This is a genomic window from Chitinophaga sp. 10T418 (genome assembly GCF_056394125.1).
Genome location: NZ_JBFTHG010000002.1, coordinates 217,701 through 239,553, shown reverse-complemented (window position 1 = coordinate 239,553; position 21,853 = coordinate 217,701). Strand labels below are relative to the sequence as shown.

Sequence of the window (21,853 nt, the reverse complement as noted above, 5' to 3'; positions counted from 1 at the left end):
GAATGACAGAGAAGGTATCAAGTAAAACGATTACACAGGAATGGCTGAAATCCTTGCCGGGTCTGTCGATGTATTCAGGTACACAACTATTTAAGATACTGGGACCACTGGTTATAGGGGTAGAAATAATTAAGATCCCCGCCAGGGGACGTTATGCACCCTATTTTGTTTTTATTCCGCTGGTCGATCTAAAGGAGGATGGAAAAGCAAGGGGTACACAAATAGTCATACAGGCAAGAGATACAGATAACAGGCAGTTATTTATATCTGAAGAACAGTATGATGTTATACCACCGGCAGCAATTGATTGTGTACTTACGCAATTCAGTATTGCTTTGGATCAGGATATAGCACAGCAGGCACTTTACAGGATGGTTGATAATTTTACGGGATGGATCGAAGTGAAAGCGCGAATCAGATATATAATGGATTTCCACCTGATAAAATTACATGTTGCACTTTATCTCGATGACGAAGTACAGATACAGGAAAGCCTGAGAAGCATCCGGGAAGTAACTGCAGTTGTTCCTGCCAATACGCTGGCTGCCTGGTTTGGTGACTTCGCTGCCTGGGAGCAACAGTTGAATACAATGGTAACAAACCGCGAGGCCTACCTGGAGCAGATAACGGAAAAGATAAAAAAAGATAAAAAGTTGTCAAAGCTTCCGAGGAATGATATTTATCGTTAATGATCCAGACTGATGTAATAAAAGAAGAGCGCTGCATCCTTGCAGCGCTCTTCTTTTATTACATAACCCAGCACGAGTTGTCAGTATTAAATAATAATAATCAGCTGCGCATTTTGTGCCCCAACAGGGTATTTAACGGGCTTATTTAGGCTATATTCTATAAGTGCAGTTGACGATTTGTATAAATGAAAAAAGCCCTACAGTCTTAACTGTAAGGCTCTTTTTTAAAAGTCGGGACGACTAGATTCGAACTAGCKACCTCTTGCACCCCATGCAAGCGCGCTACCGGGCTGCGCTACGTCCCGTTTTACCGGTATTCCCCCGTTGGACGGGGATGCAAAAGTAGCCAATTATTTTATTTTTCAAAATATTAAGTATACTTTTTTATAAAATATTTTAAATATAAATCGTTAGCGCTATCTATCGACCCAGGGGACTTCGAAGGGCGTTAAGAAGGTGGTGAAGTATCAGGCTCGATGCTTGATTTAAACACCTGGTAATTTTGAAAATTAATTTATTAAAAATAATATTTTCATTTTGTGTTAGTTGATGTACCTGGCAATAACTTTATCACCATCAGTATTTTATCGATGCCTATATTTGCAGCCATAATATCTGTGCTATTAATTTAGTTAACCAAAGCCATAATAACGTAATTACATGAAGTATTATTTATCCCTGTTATTCCTCTTGTCAGGACTCTATCTGCATGCACAAGTAAAAACAAATCTCATCGGCGATACCGGCAACGTCGGCATCGGAACCCAAACGCCCACTGCTTTGCTGCACGTGAACGGCGGCAATATTAAAGTATCCGATCCCATTGGCTACCCCTGGGGTATGGCGATAAATCTGCCCAATCCTACCAGCCCCTGGGCCAGGGAATTCAGTATCTCTACGGGGAGTACCGGGAAAATGGCATCATTCGGCGCTTTTGGTAATGCCGGCGCATTGAATTATGCTTATATAGGCGGCAATTTAACCGCGGAAAGCGCTCACCTCACACCCTGGATGGTTTTCAAACCCAATGGCTATGTTGGTATCGGCACGGTTGATCCGCCAACAACATTTGCTGTGAATGGTGGGGTCACTATTTTCTCAGGCGTAAACGCTGTCACGGCAAGGCCTCTGATAACAAAGGAAACGATGACAGGAGAAATACGGGGTACCAGTCCGAGCTGGTATGGAGGCGATGACGGTTTCCTGAGATTGAGTGCGGGCGGTGGAACCAACGCGGGCACAAAGTCTTTTATTGACCTGTCGGGGTACGCAAACAATCAACCGGATCGCTTCCAGAACATCACGCTGGGCACCTCCGGTGCTGAAAGAATGCGCATCACTTCAAATGGAAACATTGGTATCGGCACCAGTAATCCCACGGCTAAGCTGGCAGTAAATGGTGATATTAAAGCCACACGCGTAAAAGTGACCGCTAACGCTGCCGATTGGCCGGACTACGTATTCAGCACATCTTATCAATTGCCTGGACTGCCGGAACTCGAAGAATACATCCGGAAACATCAGCATTTACCCGGTGTGCCTTCTGCAGAAGAAGTGAAGAAAGAGGGGAGTGCAGACCTGGGAAGCATGAATGAAATACTGCTCCGCAAGGTAGAGGAGTTAACCCTTTATATGATTGAGCTCAAGAAAGAAAATACAGCCCTGAAAGGCCGTATCGAAAGCCTGGAGGCTAAACGATAAATATGAGTAAGCAGCCCTGAACATAACCGTTTCAGGGCTGCTTTTATACGGTAATTTATTATCCCCGTTTCCCGCCACGGCTAATCAAAAATATAATCAGGCCCACTACCACTGCTACGGCAAGTATCCCTGTCCATACGCCAGCTTTGAATATTCCGCCTATCACTTCGCAACTACTGAGGAAAAGTACCAGGCATGACAGCAACCAATAAGTGAGGTGTTTCATATCGTTCAGTTTTAATGATATACACACCAAGACATATCCTGTACCAAAATATATTTGCAGGTGTCAAAATAATTCACAAGCTTTAGATGATCAACCAGGACATGTATGAATACAGGGAAAGCCTATAAATCAGGCCTGCGCGTGGTGGCTTCCCATTCCTCACTTTGGGGACTCTTTCTACAAGGTGACCGCCACGCTTTCGCCGAAATATATGATGCGCACATCGATGACCTCTTTCACTACGGTATGCATTTTTGCCAGGAAAAGGAAAGGGTAAAGGACTGTTTGCAGGACCTGTTCCAGGATCTTTGGATCAGCAGGGCACACTTGTCTGCCGACATTCAGAATGTACGCTATTACCTGATCAGCAGCCTGAGAAGGCGCCTGCTCCGGGCTCTCCGTAAAGACCGCCGCTATCAGCACCGCGAGTCCTGGGAAGCCTTTGAATTTGAATATACCCTCCCCCTCGAAAATCAACTCATTCAGCAGGAAACCCTCGAAGCCCAGAAACGCCTCCTGCAGGAAGGTCTGGCTACTCTCACCCGCCGCCAGCGTGAGGCCATCTATCTCCGCTTCTTCCAGAACCTCAGCTACGATGAAGTAGCAGATATTATGTCTATGCAGGTAGATTCTGTCTATAATACCATCTCCAAAGCAATCGGCATCCTCAAGAAAAACATTTCTCTGCCGCTCCTGTTGCTGCTTTTAAGCAAATAAAAAAATATTTTGAAAAAAGTGATGAGATTTCTTTCATGGAGGTCTCTTTAAGAAAAAGCATGTTCTCTTGGCAGCCAGCAACTATTTATCATACACGGCCAGGGAGTTTGCAATGGATGAGGATTTCCAGGAATGGGTATTGCACCCGGAGCTAAGAAATGTGTTTTGGGAAACGTGGCTCGCGCAAAATCCTGACAAGGAGCCCATCATCAGCAACGCCCGGCAATTGGTGCATAGTATCAGATTCCGCTCATACACCCTCTCCGCTACGGACAAGGAACAGCTATGGGAAGGAATATGGAATGGGCTCGCAGAAGAGGAAGAAACAACAAACGATATAGCCCGCATACCCTGGTGGAAAAACACCTGGAAATATGCAGCAGCAGTGTTACTGGGGATCCTGCTAACAGGCGCCTGGTGGAAATGGCAATCAACCAGCCATGAACCAGCTATCGTCAGCATACATACCCGGCTGGGCGAAACCAAAAATCTGTTACTGCCTGATTCTTCAGAAGTAACGCTCAACGCCGACTCACGACTGCTTTATGCAGTAAATGGAGACGGGAAACGCGAAGTATGGCTCGATGGAGAAGCCTTCTTCCATGTAAAACATACCGCTTCCCATCAGAAATTTATCGTTCATACCTACGATAATCTCAATGTGGAAGTACTGGGCACACAGTTTAATGTGAACAGTTCCGGGAAAGAAATTATAGTAGTGCTGCAACAGGGCAGTATACTGCTCAATATAGGCGAACCCGTTAAGGGAAAAACCGCTGAACTATACCTGCATCCGGGTGAAATGGTTCGATACAATAAACAGGACGGCGATTATACAAAGAAAAGTGTAGATGCAGACCATTATACCTCCTGGCACACAGGACGACTGGTAATGGACGATTTTACACTGACAGATGCTGCCGCCTTCATGCAACAGGTGTTTGGTAAAACACTGATTGTTCGCGACACACAATTATTACGATATAAGGTATCAGGGTCAATGCCTATCATTTACAACCCCGATACCATGATGACTCAGCTGGGAAAGGTTTTCCGTATGCAATTCAACCAAAGAGGCGATGAAGTCTGGATCCATAAACAATAAAGATCGCCGCTCATTATTATAAGTAGTCTATTCCTTAATCGTTAAAACCTGTTCAAGATGAAAAAAGGTTTACGTGTTTTGCTAATGCAAACATTAGCCCTGTATTTMCTATCCCAAACGGTGTCGGCACAGAACCTCGCTGCCACCAATAATCCGCAGATTCCCCCTGAAACCGGTAACAGTGAGGAGCTGCAACCCGATGAGTCTTCACTGAAAACAGTGCTGCATCTCATCGAAGACCGCTTCAGCGTTTCTATTGCCTACAAAAGTAACCTGGTGAAAAATAAAAAGGTACAACTGTCTGTTGCTACCTGTCAGTCACCCGAAGAAGCATTGGGCAAAGCCCTCTTGCCCTTCAATCTCCACTACGAAAAAGTGAGGGAACACTTTTATATGGTCACCGAAAAAGCACCGGCGCCAGTGCCTGTCGAATCAGGTGTACTTCAGCAACAACACCCCGTGAAAGGGGTGGTGAAAGATGATAAAGGGAACCCGTTTCCAGGTGTAACAGTACGTATCACCGGAACAAACATCGGTACGGTGACAAGCCCCGAAGGGACCTATTCCATCTCCGCTCCCGGTAAAAGCAACGATGAACTGGAAGTCAGTTTCATCGGCTACGAAACACAGCGTGTAGCCATTAGCGGTAGACAACTCATCAATATCACTTTGAAAGAAGGCGCCAGCGCCCTCAACGAAATAGTGGTAACAGGATATACCACCCAGAAAAAGAAAGATCTTACCGGCTCCGTAGCAGTGGTAAACATCGATAACTTAATTAAACAACCTTCCGCCCAGGTAACAGAACAGTTACAGGGACAGGCTTCCGGCGTAACCGTGATAGGCTCCGGCCAACCGGGACAAGCACCACAAATTCGTATCCGTGGAGTAAACACCTTTGGTTCCAACTCCCCGCTGTATGTAGTGGATGGAGTACCAACCACCGATATCGCCGACCTCAATCCAAATGATGTGGCCAGCCTGCAGGTATTGAAAGATGCCGGCGCCTCTTCTATCTACGGTGCCCGGGCTTCCAATGGTGTGATCATCATCACCACCCGCCGTGGTTCCGGTAAAGTAAAAGTAAGCTACGACGGCTACTATGGCCGCCAGCAGCCGAAGAAAGGTAATGTATGGAATACACTCAATCCGCAGGAACAGGCAGACCTCAGATGGCTGGCGTACAAAAACTCCGGTATCGACCCAGGCACAGAGCAATACGGTAACGGCGCCACGCCCAGGATCCCTGATTATATTCTGCCTTCGGGAGCCATGGAAGGCGATCCACGGGTAGACCCTTCCAAATATTATCTGAATCCGAATTATACTGACCTGACAGATTATGGTAACTTCTACCAGATCTCCAGGGCAAATAAAACAGGTACCGACTGGTATCATGAAGTATTCCGTCCAGCCCCGATTACCAGCCACAATGTGGCCGTGAGCGGTGGTGGGGATAAAGGTAATTATCTCTTCTCCCTGAATTATTTTAATCAGCAGGGAACGTTGATGAATACCTACCTGAGAAGGTATACTATCCGCTCCAATACCCAATATAATATTACGGATCATATCAGGGTAGGAGAGAACCTGGCATTCTCTATGTCTGAAAACCCTACCGTTGAAATCAATAGTTCTGATGCCGCTATCGGTCATGCTATGCGGGAGCAAAGTATTATACCGGTGTACGACATTAAAGGCAACTTCGCCGGTTCCGCCGGAGATGCGCTGGGGGATGCTTTTAACCCGGTGGCGATGCAGTATCGTACCCGTAACAATAAAGGCTTTAACAGCCGCTTGTTTGGTAATGTGTATGGAGAAGTAGATTTCCTGAAATACCTGACCTTCCGTACCAGCTTCGGTGGTGAAATATCTTCCGGATGGTCGCACAGTTTTACCTTCCCGCAGTATGAAAATAAGGAGAACTCCACCAGCAACTCCTATACAGAGGGATCTACTAACGCTCATGCATGGACCTGGACAAATACCCTGACTTATCACCAGACATTCAACCAGGTACATGACCTGAAAATAATTGCGGGTACGGAAGCATTTGACAGCCGTAACAGAAGCGTGGGCGGTACTACAAAAGATTATTTCACTTTTGATGCTTACTTCCCCGATCTGACTACTGGTACCGGCGTACAAACCAACTACAGCACCCGCGAATCAGAAAGCCTGTATTCCATACTGGGTCGTATTGATTACTCTTTTAAAGACAGGTACCTGCTGAGTGCTACTATTCGTCGGGATGGGTCGTCTAAATTTATAAATAACCGTTTCGGTACCTTCCCTGCTATTACTGCCGGCTGGCGTGTTTCGCAGGAAGAATTTATGAAGAAGGTGAGCTGGATCTCTGATCTGAAGCTCCGTGGCGGCTGGGGTATTATGGGTAACCAGCTAAATCTCGGCGTCAACAACGGTTACTTCCTGTATGGTGGTAAACGCAGTTCTACCTACTATGACCTCGCCGGTGTGAATAATGGTCTCACCGCAGGTTTTGCCAGTTTCCAGATCGGTAACCCCGATGCAAAATGGGAAAGTGATGTTAATGCCAACATCGGTATTGATGCAAGCCTGTTTAATGGTGAGTTGGATTTCTCCGCCGACTATTATCGTAAGGATATCAGGGACCTGCTGTACAACCCGGAACTACCTGGTCTTGCTGGTACATCGGCACAGCCTTACGTGAATATTGCACAAATGAAGAATGAGGGATTCGACTTCTCTATTGGCTGGCATAAAAATATCACTAAACAACTGCAAATAAACCTGACTGGTACACTGACTACTTATAAAAACAAGATCGTTAAAATTGCTGATGGAGTAGAGTATTTTGATAGTGATGGCCGCCGTTTTGATGGTAGTAATATTATCCGTAATGCAGTAGGTCAACCGGTGTCTTCTTTCTTCGGTTATAAAGTGATTGGTTTCTGGAATGACGCCGCTGAAATTGCAGAAGCAGATAAACAGGCGCAGAAAGCTACCAGCACGCCGGATGCTACTTACCAGGAAGGCGAAGGACTGGGACGTTTCCGCTACCAGGATGTGAATGGCGATGGTATCATTACACCGGATGACCGTACTTTCCTCGGCAATCCGAACCCTGATTTCTCTTATGGATTGAATATCGGTCTGAGTTACAAAGGTTTTGATTTCAGCTTGTTCCTCTTCGGTACCCATGGTAATCAGATCTGGAACAACGTACGCTGGTGGCGCGATTTCTACCCTTCTTTTGAAAGTGCCAAGAGCAAAACCGCGCTGTATGATTCCTGGAGACCTGATCATAAAAACGCTAAAGCGCCTATACAGGAAGTGGCCGGATCTACCAGCACCCAGGGAGTGCCTAACTCTTATATGGTGGAAAATGGTTCCTATCTGCGTGCCAAGAACCTGCAGCTGGGATATACTTTCCCGGCAGGTTCACTTAGCCGTTTACGCATAGAAAAATTGCGTGTTTACGTGCAGGCAGCCAACTTGTTTACCATCACTAAATACTCCGGTTTGGATCCTGAAATTGGCGGTTCAGATATTACCGATTTTGGTGTAGATGAAGGTGCTTATCCTAATCAACGCCAGTTCCTGATTGGCATTAACCTGGGTTTTTAACAATTGCTCATTTAAAAAAGTATGGTCATGAAATCATTTTATCATATACTACTGAGTGTGGCTTTTGCAACTCCCCTGATGTCTGGTTGTAGTAAGAGTTTCCTCGAACGTACCCCGCAGTCTTCCCTGGAAGAATCATCACTTACCAATAAAAAAGGTGTCAATGCCCTGTTGATCGGCGCTTATGGTGCATTGGACGGACAGGATTTCAAGGACGGTGACCTGACCAATCTCTCCGGGGGCAGTGGTTATGCAGTATCTCCTGATAACTGGATCTATGGCAGCGTATGCGGTGGTGATGCCCACAAAGGGAGCGATCCCGGTGATGCATCCGCTATCCTGCAGATAGCTACTTTTGTTGGTAACGCTACCAATGGTTTCTTCAACGAGAAATGGCGGGTAGATTATGAAGGTGTGCGCCGTTGTAATTTCGTATTGCACCTGTTGAAGAACGTCACTGATATGACGGAAGCTGAAAAGAAGGAAGCGGCAGGAGAAGCGCGTTTTCTTCGCGGACATTTCTATTCAGATCTGAAAAAGATGTTTGATCATGTACCCTGGGTAGACGAGAATTCCGAGAGTTATTCCAAACTGAATGTAGATGATTATAAAGTGCCCAACGATAAGGATATCTGGCCAATGATTGAAGCTGACTTCAAATACGCCGCCGATAACCTGAATGAGATACAGGATGTGATAGGCCGCGCCAATAAATGGGCAGCCAAAGCTTACCTGGCTAAAACATATCTCTATGAGAAAAAGTATGTGGAAGCGATGCCCATTTTTGAAGATGTGATTGCCAACGGCCAAACAGCCAAAGGTGTCCATTTTGAACTGGTACAGAAGTTCCATGATAACTTCGATGCTTTTACAGAAAATAACAGCGAAGCCGTTTTTTCCATTCAATACAGCGCAAATGATGGCTCCGGTGGTACCGGTAATGCTAACCAGGGAGAGATGCTGAATTACCCGTATAATGGCCCCTTCAGTTGCTGTGGTTTCTATCAGCCTACACAGGACCTGGTGAATTCCTTCCGTACTGATGCCAACGGTTTGCCATATATCGATGATTTCAACAGCCACCCTGTTGTAAACGATATGGGCATTGCCAGTGATGAAGCCTTTACTCCGGATGAAGGCAACCTGGATCCTCGTCTCGACTGGACCGTAGGCCGCCGTGGTATTCCTTTCCTTGACTGGGGTAATCACCCGGGCAACAATTGGATTCGTGACCAGCATTCTGCAGGCCCTTATTCCGCTGTGAAAAATGTATATATGCAGGCCACACAGGATAAATTTTATGATGGTAATGGCTGGGCGCCGGGAAATGCTATCAACTATGTACTGATCCGTTTCTCTGATGTACTCCTGATGGCGGCTGAATGCCAGGCACAGGTAGGAGATCTGAATATTGCGCAGCAACATGTAAATACAGTGCGTGCACGTGCTGCCAACCCGGTGAGCTGGGTAAAGACTTACATCGATCCGGAACATCCATTGGCTGGTTACACCAATACCCCTGCGGCTAATTATAAAATCAGTACATACACGGCCGGTACCTTTACCGCAAAAGGCAAAGCATGGGCTACGAAAGCCATTCAGTTTGAGCGTAAGCTGGAACTGGCTATGGAAGGACATCGTTATTTTGACCTGGTACGCTGGGGCATCGCACAAACAGAGCTGAACCGCTACTTCAGCTACGAGAAAACTATTACTACCGATATTGCCACCGGTAACTTTGGCGCCAAAAATGTCAGATACCCGATTCCACAACGCCAGATAGATCTGAGCGTGAAAAACGGCGCCTCTGTGCTTATCCAGAATACGGGCTACTAATCATACACATCTAATGAAGAGGGAAAGGCAGTTGCCTTTCCCTCTTTTATCAATCCTCATTACAAAAATATTAATTACATGAAACACGGCTATTACCTGTCGCTGTTAATGAGCCTTGCTTTGCCGGTACGCGCCCAGCAATGGATTACTGCCAGGCAGCCACTGGAGGGGAAATGGCAGATACAGTCAGCGGCTAAAGTAAAGGAAGACGGGAAAGAGATTACGGCAATGAACTTCTCCGCAGAGCAATGGTACCCCGCCAAAGTGCCGGGAACAGTAATGGCATCCCTCGTGGAAGATGGCGTTTACAAGGATATCTTCTTCCATAACAATATGGAACATATTGCCACCGATCCCTTTAAAGCTCCCTGGTGGCACCGCACTACCTTTGAATTGCCTGCCATGGCCCCCGGACAGGTGGTACAGCTCCTCTTTAACGGTATCAACTACCGCGCATCGATCTGGCTGAATGGTAAACAGGTGGCCACAGATACGATAAGAGGTGGTTTCCGCAGATTCAAATTTGATGTGAGCCAACTGGTACATACCGGCACCAACGTACTGGCCGTAAAGGTGACGGCACCGGCGCCCGGTGAGCCTACACTCGGGTTCGTAGACTGGAATCCCGCACCTCCCGATAAAAATATGGGCATCTGGCGTGATGTACAACTGCTGCTAAGTGGTCCCGTCACCATATCACAACCATTTGTTCAAACAACGGTGGATACAGTGGCTTTTAAACGTGCATCCGTTACCGTGAGTGCTGTGCTCAGCAATGAAAGCAATGCGCCGGTTACAGGTACACTGGAAGGACATATCGAGGACGATATCCACTTTTCCCAACAAATTACCTTAACCCCCAACAGCCACCAACAACTTACCTTCACACCACTGCAGTACCCGGCGCTGATTATCCGGAATCCCCGCCTGTGGTGGACCCGCGACCTGGGTAAACCGGAATTGTACCAACTGTCGCTGCAGTTTAAAACAGGTAATACGATAACGGATACACGAAAAACAAGATTCGGCATCCGGCAGGTATCTGACTATATCAATGCCGATGGACATCGGGGCTATATCCTCAATGGCCGCAAATTGCTGATCCGTGGCGGCGGATGGACAGATCCCATGCTGCTCAACGCCACCACCGATTATGAACGCGCCGGTATCGATTATGCCGTTCAGATGAACCTCAATACTATCCGCATGGAAGGCTTCTGGGGCAACAATGAGCACCTCTACGATCTGTGTGACGAAAAAGGCATCCTCATCATGGTAGGATGGAGCGCCCACTGGGAATGGGATAACTACATGGGCACAAAAGCAGACGACTTTGGCGGCATCATTACACCGGAACAACAATTTATTGCAGCACAATCCTGGAAAGACCAGATCATCTGGTTGCGCAACCATCCTTCCATATTCGTTTGGGTATATGGCAGCGATAAACTCCCACGCCCTGCGCTCGAACAGCAATACCTGGATATACTGCGGCAATACGATCCATCCCGCCCTTCACTGAGCTCCGCCCATGATAATACCAGTACACTCACCGGACCCGCCGCCGTAAAAATGCGCGGGCCCTATGATTATGTGCCACCAGACTATTGGTACATCGATGATAAAAATGGCGGCGCCTTCGGCTTTAATACAGAAACAGGCCCTGGTCCACAGGTACCCATGCTGGAAAGTCTGCGGAAGATGATCCCGGCAGACTCCCTATGGCCCATTTCCGGCGCCTGGATGTATCATGCGGCAAGAGGGGAGTTCCATAATCTCGACTACTACAACAATGCCATGGAAAAACGTTTAGGCAAAGCCGTTAGCCTGGAGGATTACCTGCGCAAAGCACAATACCTCAACTATGAAGGTATGCGTGCCATGCTGGAAGCATTTACGGCCAACCGTCCTGCCGCTACGGGTATTATCCAATGGATGTACAACTCTTCCTGGCCTAAACTCTGGTGGCAGTTATACGACTACTACCTGCTGCCCACTGCCGCCTTTTACGGCGCCCGCAAAGCAGGAGAGCCCCTGCATATTTCCTGGAACTATGGCCGCCGCGGAGTAGATGTAATCAACAATACCGGTAATACCACCGGTCAGCTGAAAGCCCGTATTCATGTGCTGGATGCTGCACTGCAAACTATTTATAAAACAGATACGCTGGTCACCGGCCTGCTGCCGCAAAATGCTATTCACCTGCCCGCATTGCCGGTATCGCCGGCCACGGGCACCTGGTACCTGGATTTGCAACTGCAGGACAAGGATAAAACGGTGAGCCGTAACTTTTATGTGCTATCATCCCGGCAGGACCTGCTGGATACGGCCAAAACAAACTGGTATGTTACGCCCCAAACAGCGTTTGCTGATCTCACTTCCCTGCAGCAACTACCTGCTGTAAAACTGGACATGCAGTCGAAACTGCTAGCCAAAAGAGATACAACTTTTGCCAGCGTAGTATTGAAAAATACAGGTAATACACTGGCATTTATGGTACACCTGGATATCCGCCGCAAGAGCGGGGAAACAGTGGTGCCGGTGTTCTGGGAAGACAATGACTTTACGCTGCTACCCGGTGAAAGCAGGGTAATTAACGGATACGTACATACGAAAGATTTACAACAACAACCTGCGGTGGTTTCTTTAAGTGGCTGGAACATCGTACCAATTCATCAATAATGAAAAACAGGAATTATTATATTGTTGGTTTAATCATGCTCACCTTTTTCGTGATTTCTTTTCTCACGAATGTCATAGGTCCCCTGATACCAGATATTATCAATGGTTTCCACCTGAGTCTTACGCTCKTGGCACTATTGCCTTTCGCTTTCTTTATCGCTTATGGCGTTATGTCTATTCCTGCGGGAATGCTCATAGAAAAGTACAAGGAAAAGAAAATCATGATGGCAGCTTTTGTAGTAGCCTTCCTGGGCGCGTTGTTGCTATCCTGCTTCCCGAATTACTTAACTGCGGTGCTCTCCCTCTTTTTAATCGGTTGCGGCATGGCCATGTTGCAGGTAGTCATTAATCCATTGCTGCGCACTTCCGGTGGGGAAGAGCATTATGCATTTAATTCCGTGCTGGCGCAACTGATATTTGGTCTGGCCTCTTTTGTGAGCCCGCTCGTATATTCGTACCTGGTAGTGCATATACAAAGTGGTAGTCTGCATACCTTTGCCGGTCTGGTACCGGCTAACTTACCATGGATTTCGCTGTACTGGCTGTTTACGTTGATTTGCATTCTGATGATCGCCATCATCGGACTGTCTAAATTTCCCAGCGTAGCGTTAACAAAAGAAGAGACGGTAGGTGCTTTGCAAACACATATCGATCTGCTGAAAAAACCGGTAGTGGTATTGTATTTCTTTGCTTTGTTCTGTTACGTAGGAACCGAGCAGGGGATTGCCAATTGGATTTCGCAGTTCCTCATGGTATATCACCATTATGATCCGCAAACGACCGGTGCTAATGCAGTGGCGTATTTCTGGGGTTTGATGACAGCAGGTGGTGTATTGGGATTACTTCTCCTGAAACTGATAGACAGCCGCAAAGTATTGGTAGGCTTTACGCTGCTGGCGATGATCAGTCTTACCGCAGCGCTGTTTGGCAGCGGCCCGGTAGCCCGGATCGCGTTTCCTATGGTGGGTTTCTTTGCTTCTGTGATGTATCCCATTATTTTTTCACTGGCGCTCAACTCTGTATCAGAACACCATGGCTCTTTCTCAGGCATCCTGGTAACAGGTATCACCGGCGGCGCCGTATTGCCGCTGATAGTAGGCTGGCTGGGAGATCATTGGGGACTGCGTATTGGTCTGTGTTTCCTGTATCTGACGATGGGATATATTTTAAGCATCGGCTTCTGGGCAAGACCTATTGTTACCAATAAAACATTAAGCTTCAGCGGGAGGGAGTAGCGTTAGTTGCTCTGCCCATTGCAAACCGCCGGCTAATGCACGGTTGCTGAATTCAATATGGATCACCCTGCGATTTTGTCTGTTGCTGCTGCGGCTGGAAGCATGCATCAGTAACGGCCGCATAATCATCATGCCACCAGGTGGTACTGCACAACTGACATACCCTGTGCCGTTCATATCGATAGTGTCTGCCCGGTAAACGCCTTTCAGGTGTGAGCCGGGCATCACTTTTAAAGCACCATTATGGTCATCAGTATCATCCAGGTGAATGCGAATAGTGAAATTGTTTTCCAGGATATCAACAGGCGGCTGTACGGCATACTGGTCGGGCTTTATCGTCCACGGACCATATCCTTCCACCGGGAGCTTCTCCGCAACAGAAATAGTCAGGTCCTGGTGCCAGGCCACAAACCAGTTAGACTGCCCTGGCTTATCAAAATAGATGGATTTAACCGGGAAATATCCTGCACCAAAAAGCTGCTGTAGCAATACTTGTAAGCGCGCTGTAAAAACAAGCGTTTGTATTGCCGGCACTACCTGCAGAAACCGGCGGATAGCAAAAAGGTCCTTCGTCTTCCGGAATAACGGTCCGGTAGGATCTGCATCGTTGATAGCAGTCACCATCGCATCGATCGCGGACTTGTCAAATACATCCGGTATCACGGTAAATCCTTGCTTGCTGATATGTTCCTGGTGTGCTGAGATGTTCATATTACCGATTCATTGGGTATTTGTTAATCCAGTGAAAGCCTCTGTTGATGAGCAGGGAATCATTTGGATCCTTTCTTTTCAATTATAGGTGTATACTATCTTTTTCCGCTATACAATTTATTATTTTATCAGCGTAATATTTCCCTTGAATTCGAATTTTTCCCCACTCTCACATACCGTTTGCATAGAATAGATGTAAGTACCCAAAGGCGCTTCTCTATTGTTACTACGGCCGTCCCATCCTGCGGAAGGTACGTTGACCGGGAAGTGCGTTCTTTCAAATACCAGGGTGCCCCAGCGATCATAGATGCGTAACCATTCCACTTCCTTTACACCTTTACCCTTAGGATAAATTCTTTCATTCCTGCCATCCTGGTTGGGAGTAAATGCATTCGGCATAAAAATGGCGCTCTGCTGGCAGAGCACATGCACCATCACATCATCAGATGCTTTACAGCCATATACATTTTCTACTTCCACCTTGTAAAGGGTGCTGAGATTAGGAAGGGCCTGTACCCGCTGACAGCTCGCACAGTCAAGATATTCAGCAGGCGTCCAGCTCCAGCGGATCACATCATTGCTGTTATTGCTGGCAAGGTACACGGGTACACCCGCCATGGTTTGCCGGTCTATACCGGCACTTACCACCGGTGTAGGATTTACTTTTACAGTGAGCGATGTCTTGTCCGAGAAGCAATTATCTTTATCATAACCGGTTACTTCGTAAGAATACTGGCCGGTACGGTTGATGGTCGCAACAGGAGTAGGAGAGGCGGGCTTGTCGAGCCCAAATCCGCGCCATACATAGTAATCTGTTCCCCATACCCGTAATGGCAACTTATCACCCAAACACAACAGTGTGTCAGGTGTAGCATGTATGGTAAAGGGCTGTACTACTCTTATTTTTACCTGGTCTGTATTTACGCAGCCTTTCGCGTCTGTTACTTTTACCTTGTAAGTAGTGGTAACTGTCGGAGTTGCTTTGGGATCCGGACTGGCAGGATTATCCAGGCTGGCAGCAGGCGTCCATTCATAAATACTTCCACCTCCGGCGTGTAGTATGGTGGCGTTATTCAAACAAATAAATTCAGTAGGTGAACTGGCTTTAATATCCGGCAAGGCCAATATATTCAATGGATGCGTAGTCTTATCAGCACAGCCATCTTTGCTGGTAACTGTCAGCGTTACGGTAGTGTTGCCGGTGGTAGAATAGGTCTGTGCCGCAGGTTGCTGTACGGTACTGGTTTTACTGTTGCCAAATTCCCAGGCCCAGGTCACGTCTGTTGTCCGGGTGACACTGCCGCTAAAAGTAATGGGTGCGTCTTTACATACTTCATCGGGACCGGTAATTACGGCTAACGGTTGAGGATATACGTTATATGATTCTTCCACCGTTTGCGTGCAACCATATTTGGTGGTAGCTGTAAGTCCAAATTTATACACTCCCGCTTTGTCCATGTAAAAGGAAGGGGTAGTAGTGTTGATATTAGTCGGTGTAAGGGAGGCATCATAAGTCCAGGTAAAGGCGGGAGGCATGTTGAGCTCATCCACAGAGTAACTGTTGAAGGTTGGCGCAAAGGTCAGCGTACCTTCGCCACATATCTTGTCCGGATTAGGATGCAGTTTAATATCCAGCTGATCTATTACGATCGGATGATCCAGGAAGGCATTGCCTTTGCAACCTGCATCGTCTTTCAGCAACAGTCGTGGCTTGTATATCCCGGGCTCGGTAAAACGATGGGTGATGTCCAGTTTATCTGTTTCTTCCACATCTCCGTCTGTAAAATCCCAGCTGAAAGAAGTGGCATTTTCCGGCTTTACCGTAAAGGATATTTCCTTTTGCAGGCATCCCCCTTCAGCACTGGTGGTAATGGTAGCATATGGCCCCTTAACCACTGCCATTTCGGTGTATTCATCTTCTGTATCTGCAATACCTGTTACTTTCAGGGTTACTTTATAGTGTCCGGCCACCGTATAGGTATGCACCGGAAAGGCCTGATCAGAAGTGGCCCCGTCACCAAAGTCCCATAAACAGGTGTTGTAGTTGATGGACGTATTATTAAAGCGGAAGATCATCGGCGCACAGTTACTGCCGTTTACAAATGTACCGGTATAAGTGAAACCCGCACCCACGGCAGATACTTTGATGTTCTTTGTTTTTTCATCGGTACAGCCGTTATTATCTTTGATCTGCAGCTTTACAGGAAACACTCCTTTGTCGGGGTATTGGTGTGTTACGGAATATGGATCTGTAGCGGTGTTGCCATCTCCCAGGTCCCATTTAAGTTCGGTAATATTTCCTCCTACGTCGTAAGAGCTGTTCCAGAAATTCACATAGCTGCCGGGCATTACCACGTAGGCATCTGCGTTGAAGTCGGCCAAAGGCCCGTTCACCTGTAAATATTTGCCGGCGAACGTATTAATGCAACCATCCTTGTCCGTTACAGTGACAGAAGGTGTGTAGGTGCCAGCTACCGCATAGGTGTGTTTAAATGGTCCGCTGGTGTAGGTCTGGGGACCCGAATTATCTCCAAAATTCCATACCCATTTTTTAACCCCGCTGCTGTTGGTAACATCTGTGTTGTCTGTGAAGGTAAGTTCCGTCCCTTTACATTGTGCCTGCGAAGGAAGATTGTAATCTGCCAATGGCCCGCGTACGGTGATGTCAATGTTGTTACTGTTGTTAGGGCAACCCAGTCTGTCCTGTATCCTTAAGCTAATGGTATGTTTACCTGGTGTAAGATTAGAATACGCCTGGTGATTTTCATAGTACGAATAACCCGCACCATCCAGCTGCCAGTAATAAGCCCAGCTGTCATGTATGCTTGCATCTTCTGCCGTTACGTGCCCAACCACTGTTTCATTACTGCATAATGTAATCTTGTCAGTAGCAATCGTTACAGGAGAAGGGGCTATAATGTTGACTGTGCTGGTGAGATACGTTGTACAATGGCCGTCAGAGGTAGTTAGTTGTATCGTATAAATTCCCGATTTGGCATAAATATGTGTAACGTTATCACTATGGGTGGTATAACTGGTATCCTTTCCATCGCCCCAGCTCCATTTCCAGCTTGTAGCGCCCAGTGAATACTCGGTAACGCTAACGGTAGTACGCTGATCACAATTTACCGGGTTAATCCTGAATCGGGGAAAAGGATTAACTGCGTTGATATAGGCTTTTTTTGTAATCGTATTCGGACAGGTACCGTTGGTAACTGTTAAAGTCACATCGTAGTAACCGGGTTCTGCGTAGCTGTGGGTAGCCGTGCGGCCGGATCCCCAGCTGTTATCACCGAAAGCCCAGTACCAGTCGGTACCTGCATCGGATTTGTCAGTGAAGGTTGTCAGGGAATTACCACACACTTCCGGCGCATTCGGAGAGCTGAAATCCGGTGTTGGCTTTTTATATACGTCCATCCGGTAAGGAAGGTTAACCGTTCCCGTACAGCCGTTAACGGTAGTGTATTGCAGGGAAGCCGTGTAAGAACCGGCTTTAGGGTAGGTGTGCGTGGGAGAAGGATCTGCGGAGGTGCTTCCGTCCCCGAATTTCCATAGATAGGTTTTTATCTGGTCACTGCTGCTGCTGCCGGCATTAAAGGTAGCGGAGAGTCCTTCGCAGCCATTGTAATTAGTGGCATAAGCAGAAATTAATGTTTTATAAATGTATAAACTGGAATAGGAGGTGGCAATACAACCATCTTTACTCTTCGCCTGCAGATAAATATTGAAATTACCTTCCCGGTTGTAGGTGTGTATAGGATTCTGGATGGAGGCCGCCTGTCCGTCACCAAATGTCCAGGCCCAGCTATCAGCCCCGGTGGTATTGCCCGTGAAATTAATGGTAGCTGGTACGTCACAAATAGGTTTATTATCGGTACTGATCGTTGCGGTAGGCGTTTGTTTTACGTCCACTGTTTTTTCTACTACATCAGGACAATTGCCGAACATAGCGGTCACCTTCACTTTTACAGGTCCGACAGTGGTGGGATAGTAAGAAAGGGTATTATCCCAATACGCCCATGCAGGCTGTCCATTCACTTCCCAGGTGGTGCTCTGAGGTTGAACAGGAGAAAAGGTGGCTTTGAAATCAGCGTTCTGACCGCTGCAAATCAGCGCAGGAGCGTTGAGCGTGGTCACGTAATTACCCACATTGATATCGTCCACGGTTTTAGTGGCTGTGCAGCCCCGTTCATTGCTCACCGTGAGTTTTATACTGTGTGTACCTTTAGTGGTAAAGGTATGTTTACCGGGGTCTTTAGCAGTACTGCTGCTGCCGTCATCAAACTCCCATTTATACGCAAGTGTTCCGGTACCGGAAGAGGTATTGGTAAACAACGCATCTACCGGCGCTTTACATAGTATTTTCTGTGCAACATTGAAATCAGCATTGAGTGCCGCGGCTACATCCACTGCTTTGTCCATTACTTTAAAATTCGTACAGCCATAGCTGTTAGTAACGGTCAGCAATACACTATATACACCTGGCACCGTGTAATTATGACTGATAGTACTTCCTGCATTTTCCGCCGCGCCGCCATCGCCGAAATCCCAGCTATAGCTTTGCAGGGTACCATCTCCTGGTTTGGATTTATCTGTAAAAGTGGGGCTGAACGTTACACACCCTTTAGGGGAAGATACACTGAAATCCACAGTAGGCTTAGATCTTACATGTATGTAGTCTGCCTTGGTTTCCGTTTTGGTACTGCCATCTGCATAAGTTACTTTCAGGGTAACGGTGTAATTCCCGGTCTTTACATAAGTAGCTGCAGGCTTCTTTTTCGTACTGGTATTGCCGTTACCGAAATCCCATTGCCAGGAAACCGGGCTACCGGTAGACAAGTCCGTGAAGGTGGTACTCACAGATTCACAATCACTCACAACGGAAGCTGAAAAATCAGCTTTTTGCTGCGCCTGGGCACTATGGATATTGAAAAGGCTGATAAACAGGTATAGCATCAGGGAGCCAACAATGTTGCGCTTGACAGGGAACAGATACATCGTATGTATAGGTATAAGGTGCCAAAATTAAGTATTTCCGGGCATATTTTCCGGTACATCCGGTTACTTGAATATTATGTTATCGCTATACGATAAATGCTTAATTTTAAAGAACTTAAAAGCAACAGATTATGTCTCATTTGTTCAGTCCTTTTACGTTGAGGGAAATCGTATTTCGCAATCGCATTGCAGTATCACCCATGTGTGAATATTCTTCGCAGGACGGATTTGCAAATGACTGGCACCTGGTACACCTGGGCAGCAGGGCGGTAGGTGGCGCAGGACTGGTGCTCACAGAGGCAGCGGCAGTATCACCGGAAGGACGTATCTCCATTCATGACCTGGGCATCTGGAAAGATGAACATATTGCCATGCTGCAGAGAATCACCACTTTTATTGCCGCTCAGGGTGCTATCCCCGGTATACAGCTGGCGCATGCCGGCAGGAAAGCCAGCACACTAAGGCCCTGGGAAGGTAGCCGCGCACTCCCGGCAGCAGAAGGGGGCTGGCAGGTGGTAGCGCCCAGCGCCATCCCGTTCAACGACGTATATCCGTTACCGGCAGCACTCACGGAAACGGGCATACGCAAGGTACTGGACGATTTCAGGGCCGCTGCACTCCGTGCTTTGCAGGCCGGATTTCAGGTAGTGGAATTGCATGGAGCACATGGTTACCTGTTGCATAACTTCTTATCGCCACTCAGTAATCACCGCACAGATGAATATGGAGGTACTTTTGAAAACAGGATACGCTTGCTGGTACAGGTGGTAGAAGCGGTACGTACAGTATGGCCGGAACAATATCCGTTGCTGGTCAGGATCTCCGCTACTGATTGGGCAGAAGGGGGCTGGAATCTGGCGGAGTCAGTACAACTGGCCACCATCCTGAAAGACAAGGGAGTAGATCTGATAGATTGCTCTTCCGGCGGTTTGGCAGCACATCAGCAAATCAAGGTAGGACCGCTGTACCAGACGCCATTCGCGGAAAAAATACGTAAAGAAGCCGGCATCGCTACCGGAGCCGTAGGGATGATCACCACTGCAGAGGAAGCGGAAGGAATCATCGCAGAAGGCCGCGCAGACATCGTCCTGATGGCCCGCGAATTATTAAGAAGTCCCTATTTTCCCTTACATGCAGCGCATAAACTCGATGCAGACATAACATGGCCGGTACAATACGATCGTGCAAAAATGAGGAAAAGAGACATAGCGTAAATACAAAGGGGGCGCAGGTGTAATACTGTCCCCCTTTGTATTTATATATCTGCCCTGGCAATTATTTCAGTATCGCTTCGATGGCATCAAGTTCTTCTTTCGTAAAAGCAGTATTCCGCAGGGTATCCAGGTTATTGTTCAGTTGTGCTACAGAGCTGGCACCAATCAATACCGTAGTAATACGTTTATCTTTCAGGATCCAGGCCAGTGCCATCTGGGCAAGTGATTGTCCGCGTTGCTGCGCCAGCTGATGCAGCTTTTTCACTTTCTCAATCTTTTCAGGTGTTACCTCACCTTCCTGCAGGAAGCCAGTAGGCTTGCTGGCACGTGAACCCTCCGGAATGCCTTTCAGATAACGGTCGGTCAGTAAGCCCTGTGCCAGTGGAGAGAAGGGGATACAGCCTACGCCATTTGCTTCCAATACATCCAGCAAGCCGTTCTCCACCCAACGCTCAAACATGCTGTATTTAGGCTGGTGAATGAGGCAGGGCGTCCCGAGTGATTTTAAGATGGCAACAGCGGTGCTGGTTTGTTCTGCCGTATAATTGGAAAGACCTACATACAACGCTTTCCCTTGTTGAACTATGCTATGCAGCGCTCCCATGGTTTCTTCAATCGGCGTAGCCGGGTCAGGCCTGTGAGAATAGAATATATCTACATACTCCAGCTGCATACGACGTAAGCTCTGATCCAGGCTGGACACCAGGTATTTGCGGGAGCCAAAGTCGCCATAGGGGCCAGGCCACATAGTATAACCGGCTTTGGTGGAAATGATCAGCTCATCACGCAGATTACCTGTGAAATCCTGTTTTAAAACCCTGCCAAAAGTTTCTTCTGCACTACCAGGTAACGGACCATAATTGTTGGCCAGGTCAAAATGCGTAATACCTTTGTCGAAAGCATTACGGATAATGTTGCGTCCATTCTCAAAATTATCGATAGAACCGAAGTTGTGCCATAGTCCCAGCGAAACGGCAGGCAGCTGAAGGCCACTCTTACCGCAACGGTTATAGGTCATACTTTTGTATCTGTCGGCTGCAGGTGAGTATTGCATGGAATTTCTGATTTTAGGGAGACAAGATAAAAAATAAAAGGGAAACATACCCCCTGGTATATTTCCCTTTTGTATA

General features: G+C 47.3%; 13 protein-coding genes and 1 tRNA gene. 9 read left to right on the top strand and 5 right to left on the bottom strand.

The window, feature by feature from the left end; translation table 11 throughout:
* The first annotated feature begins 2 nt into the window (after window positions 1-2).
* Window positions 3-689, top strand: a complete 687-nt coding sequence (locus tag AC1DCV_RS05360) for a hypothetical protein (protein WP_477022206.1) — start codon at window positions 3-5, stop codon at window positions 687-689.
* Window positions 690-920: 231 nt separating this feature from the next.
* Here AC1DCV_RS05360 and AC1DCV_RS05355 read toward each other — a convergent pair.
* Window positions 921-994 (bottom strand) — tRNA-Pro (locus tag AC1DCV_RS05355).
* 355 nt (window positions 995-1,349) lie between these two features.
* Here AC1DCV_RS05355 and AC1DCV_RS05350 point away from each other — a divergent pair.
* A complete protein-coding gene (locus AC1DCV_RS05350) occupies window positions 1,350-2,390 on the top strand; it encodes a hypothetical protein (protein ID WP_477022205.1) in 1,041 nt (346 codons plus the stop codon).
* 58 nt (window positions 2,391-2,448) lie between these two features.
* On the opposite strand, the gene AC1DCV_RS05345 is transcribed toward AC1DCV_RS05350, so the two are convergent.
* On the bottom strand, window positions 2,449-2,616 hold the full coding sequence (locus AC1DCV_RS05345; protein WP_477022204.1) for a phosphatidate cytidylyltransferase: 168 nt from the start codon (window positions 2,614-2,616) through the stop codon (window positions 2,449-2,451).
* A 105-nt stretch (window positions 2,617-2,721) separates the two neighbouring features.
* On the opposite strand from AC1DCV_RS05345, the gene AC1DCV_RS05340 reads away from it, so the two are divergent.
* From AC1DCV_RS05340 to AC1DCV_RS05315, 6 genes are all read left to right on the top strand, one after another.
* Window positions 2,722-3,333, top strand: coding sequence for an RNA polymerase sigma factor (locus AC1DCV_RS05340; RefSeq protein WP_477022203.1), 612 nt, complete (start codon window positions 2,722-2,724; stop codon window positions 3,331-3,333).
* A 67-nt stretch (window positions 3,334-3,400) separates the two neighbouring features.
* A complete protein-coding gene (locus AC1DCV_RS05335) occupies window positions 3,401-4,438 on the top strand; it encodes a FecR family protein (RefSeq protein ID WP_477022202.1) in 1,038 nt (345 codons plus the stop codon).
* 57 nt (window positions 4,439-4,495) lie between these two features.
* On the top strand, window positions 4,496-8,047 hold the full coding sequence (locus AC1DCV_RS05330) for a SusC/RagA family TonB-linked outer membrane protein (protein ID WP_477022201.1): 3,552 nt from the start codon (window positions 4,496-4,498) through the stop codon (window positions 8,045-8,047).
* Between the two features lie 27 nt (window positions 8,048-8,074).
* Window positions 8,075-9,883: a RagB/SusD family nutrient uptake outer membrane protein gene (locus AC1DCV_RS05325; RefSeq protein ID WP_477022200.1), complete on the top strand. Its 1,809-nt coding sequence runs from the start codon at window positions 8,075-8,077 to the stop codon at window positions 9,881-9,883.
* A 78-nt stretch (window positions 9,884-9,961) separates the two neighbouring features.
* Window positions 9,962-12,565, top strand: coding sequence for a glycoside hydrolase family 2 protein (locus AC1DCV_RS05320; RefSeq protein ID WP_477022199.1), 2,604 nt, complete (start codon window positions 9,962-9,964; stop codon window positions 12,563-12,565).
* Window positions 12,565-13,800: an MFS transporter gene (locus AC1DCV_RS05315; RefSeq protein ID WP_477022198.1), complete on the top strand. Its 1,236-nt coding sequence runs from the start codon at window positions 12,565-12,567 to the stop codon at window positions 13,798-13,800. The genes AC1DCV_RS05320 and AC1DCV_RS05315 overlap by 1 nt, the downstream gene beginning before the upstream one ends.
* Here the strand turns inward: AC1DCV_RS05315 and AC1DCV_RS05310 are convergent.
* Together AC1DCV_RS05310 and AC1DCV_RS05305 are read right to left on the bottom strand one after the other, a co-directional pair.
* Window positions 13,777-14,511 (bottom strand): phytanoyl-CoA dioxygenase family protein, encoded by a 735-nt coding sequence (locus tag AC1DCV_RS05310; protein WP_477022197.1) that lies wholly within the window; start codon window positions 14,509-14,511, stop codon window positions 13,777-13,779. The two genes, AC1DCV_RS05315 and AC1DCV_RS05310, sit on opposite strands and share 24 nt — an antisense overlap.
* A gap of 120 nt (window positions 14,512-14,631) precedes the next feature.
* Window positions 14,632-19,509, bottom strand: coding sequence for a PKD domain-containing protein (locus tag AC1DCV_RS05305; RefSeq protein WP_477022196.1), 4,878 nt, complete (start codon window positions 19,507-19,509; stop codon window positions 14,632-14,634).
* A 131-nt stretch (window positions 19,510-19,640) separates the two neighbouring features.
* Between AC1DCV_RS05305 and AC1DCV_RS05300 the strand changes: the two genes are divergently transcribed.
* Window positions 19,641-20,723: an NADH:flavin oxidoreductase/NADH oxidase gene (locus AC1DCV_RS05300; RefSeq protein WP_477022195.1), complete on the top strand. Its 1,083-nt coding sequence runs from the start codon at window positions 19,641-19,643 to the stop codon at window positions 20,721-20,723.
* A gap of 61 nt (window positions 20,724-20,784) precedes the next feature.
* On the opposite strand, the gene mgrA is transcribed toward AC1DCV_RS05300, so the two are convergent.
* A complete protein-coding gene (mgrA, locus tag AC1DCV_RS05295; protein ID WP_477022194.1) occupies window positions 20,785-21,777 on the bottom strand; it encodes an L-glyceraldehyde 3-phosphate reductase in 993 nt (330 codons plus the stop codon).
* Between the last annotated feature and the right edge of the window lie 76 nt (window positions 21,778-21,853).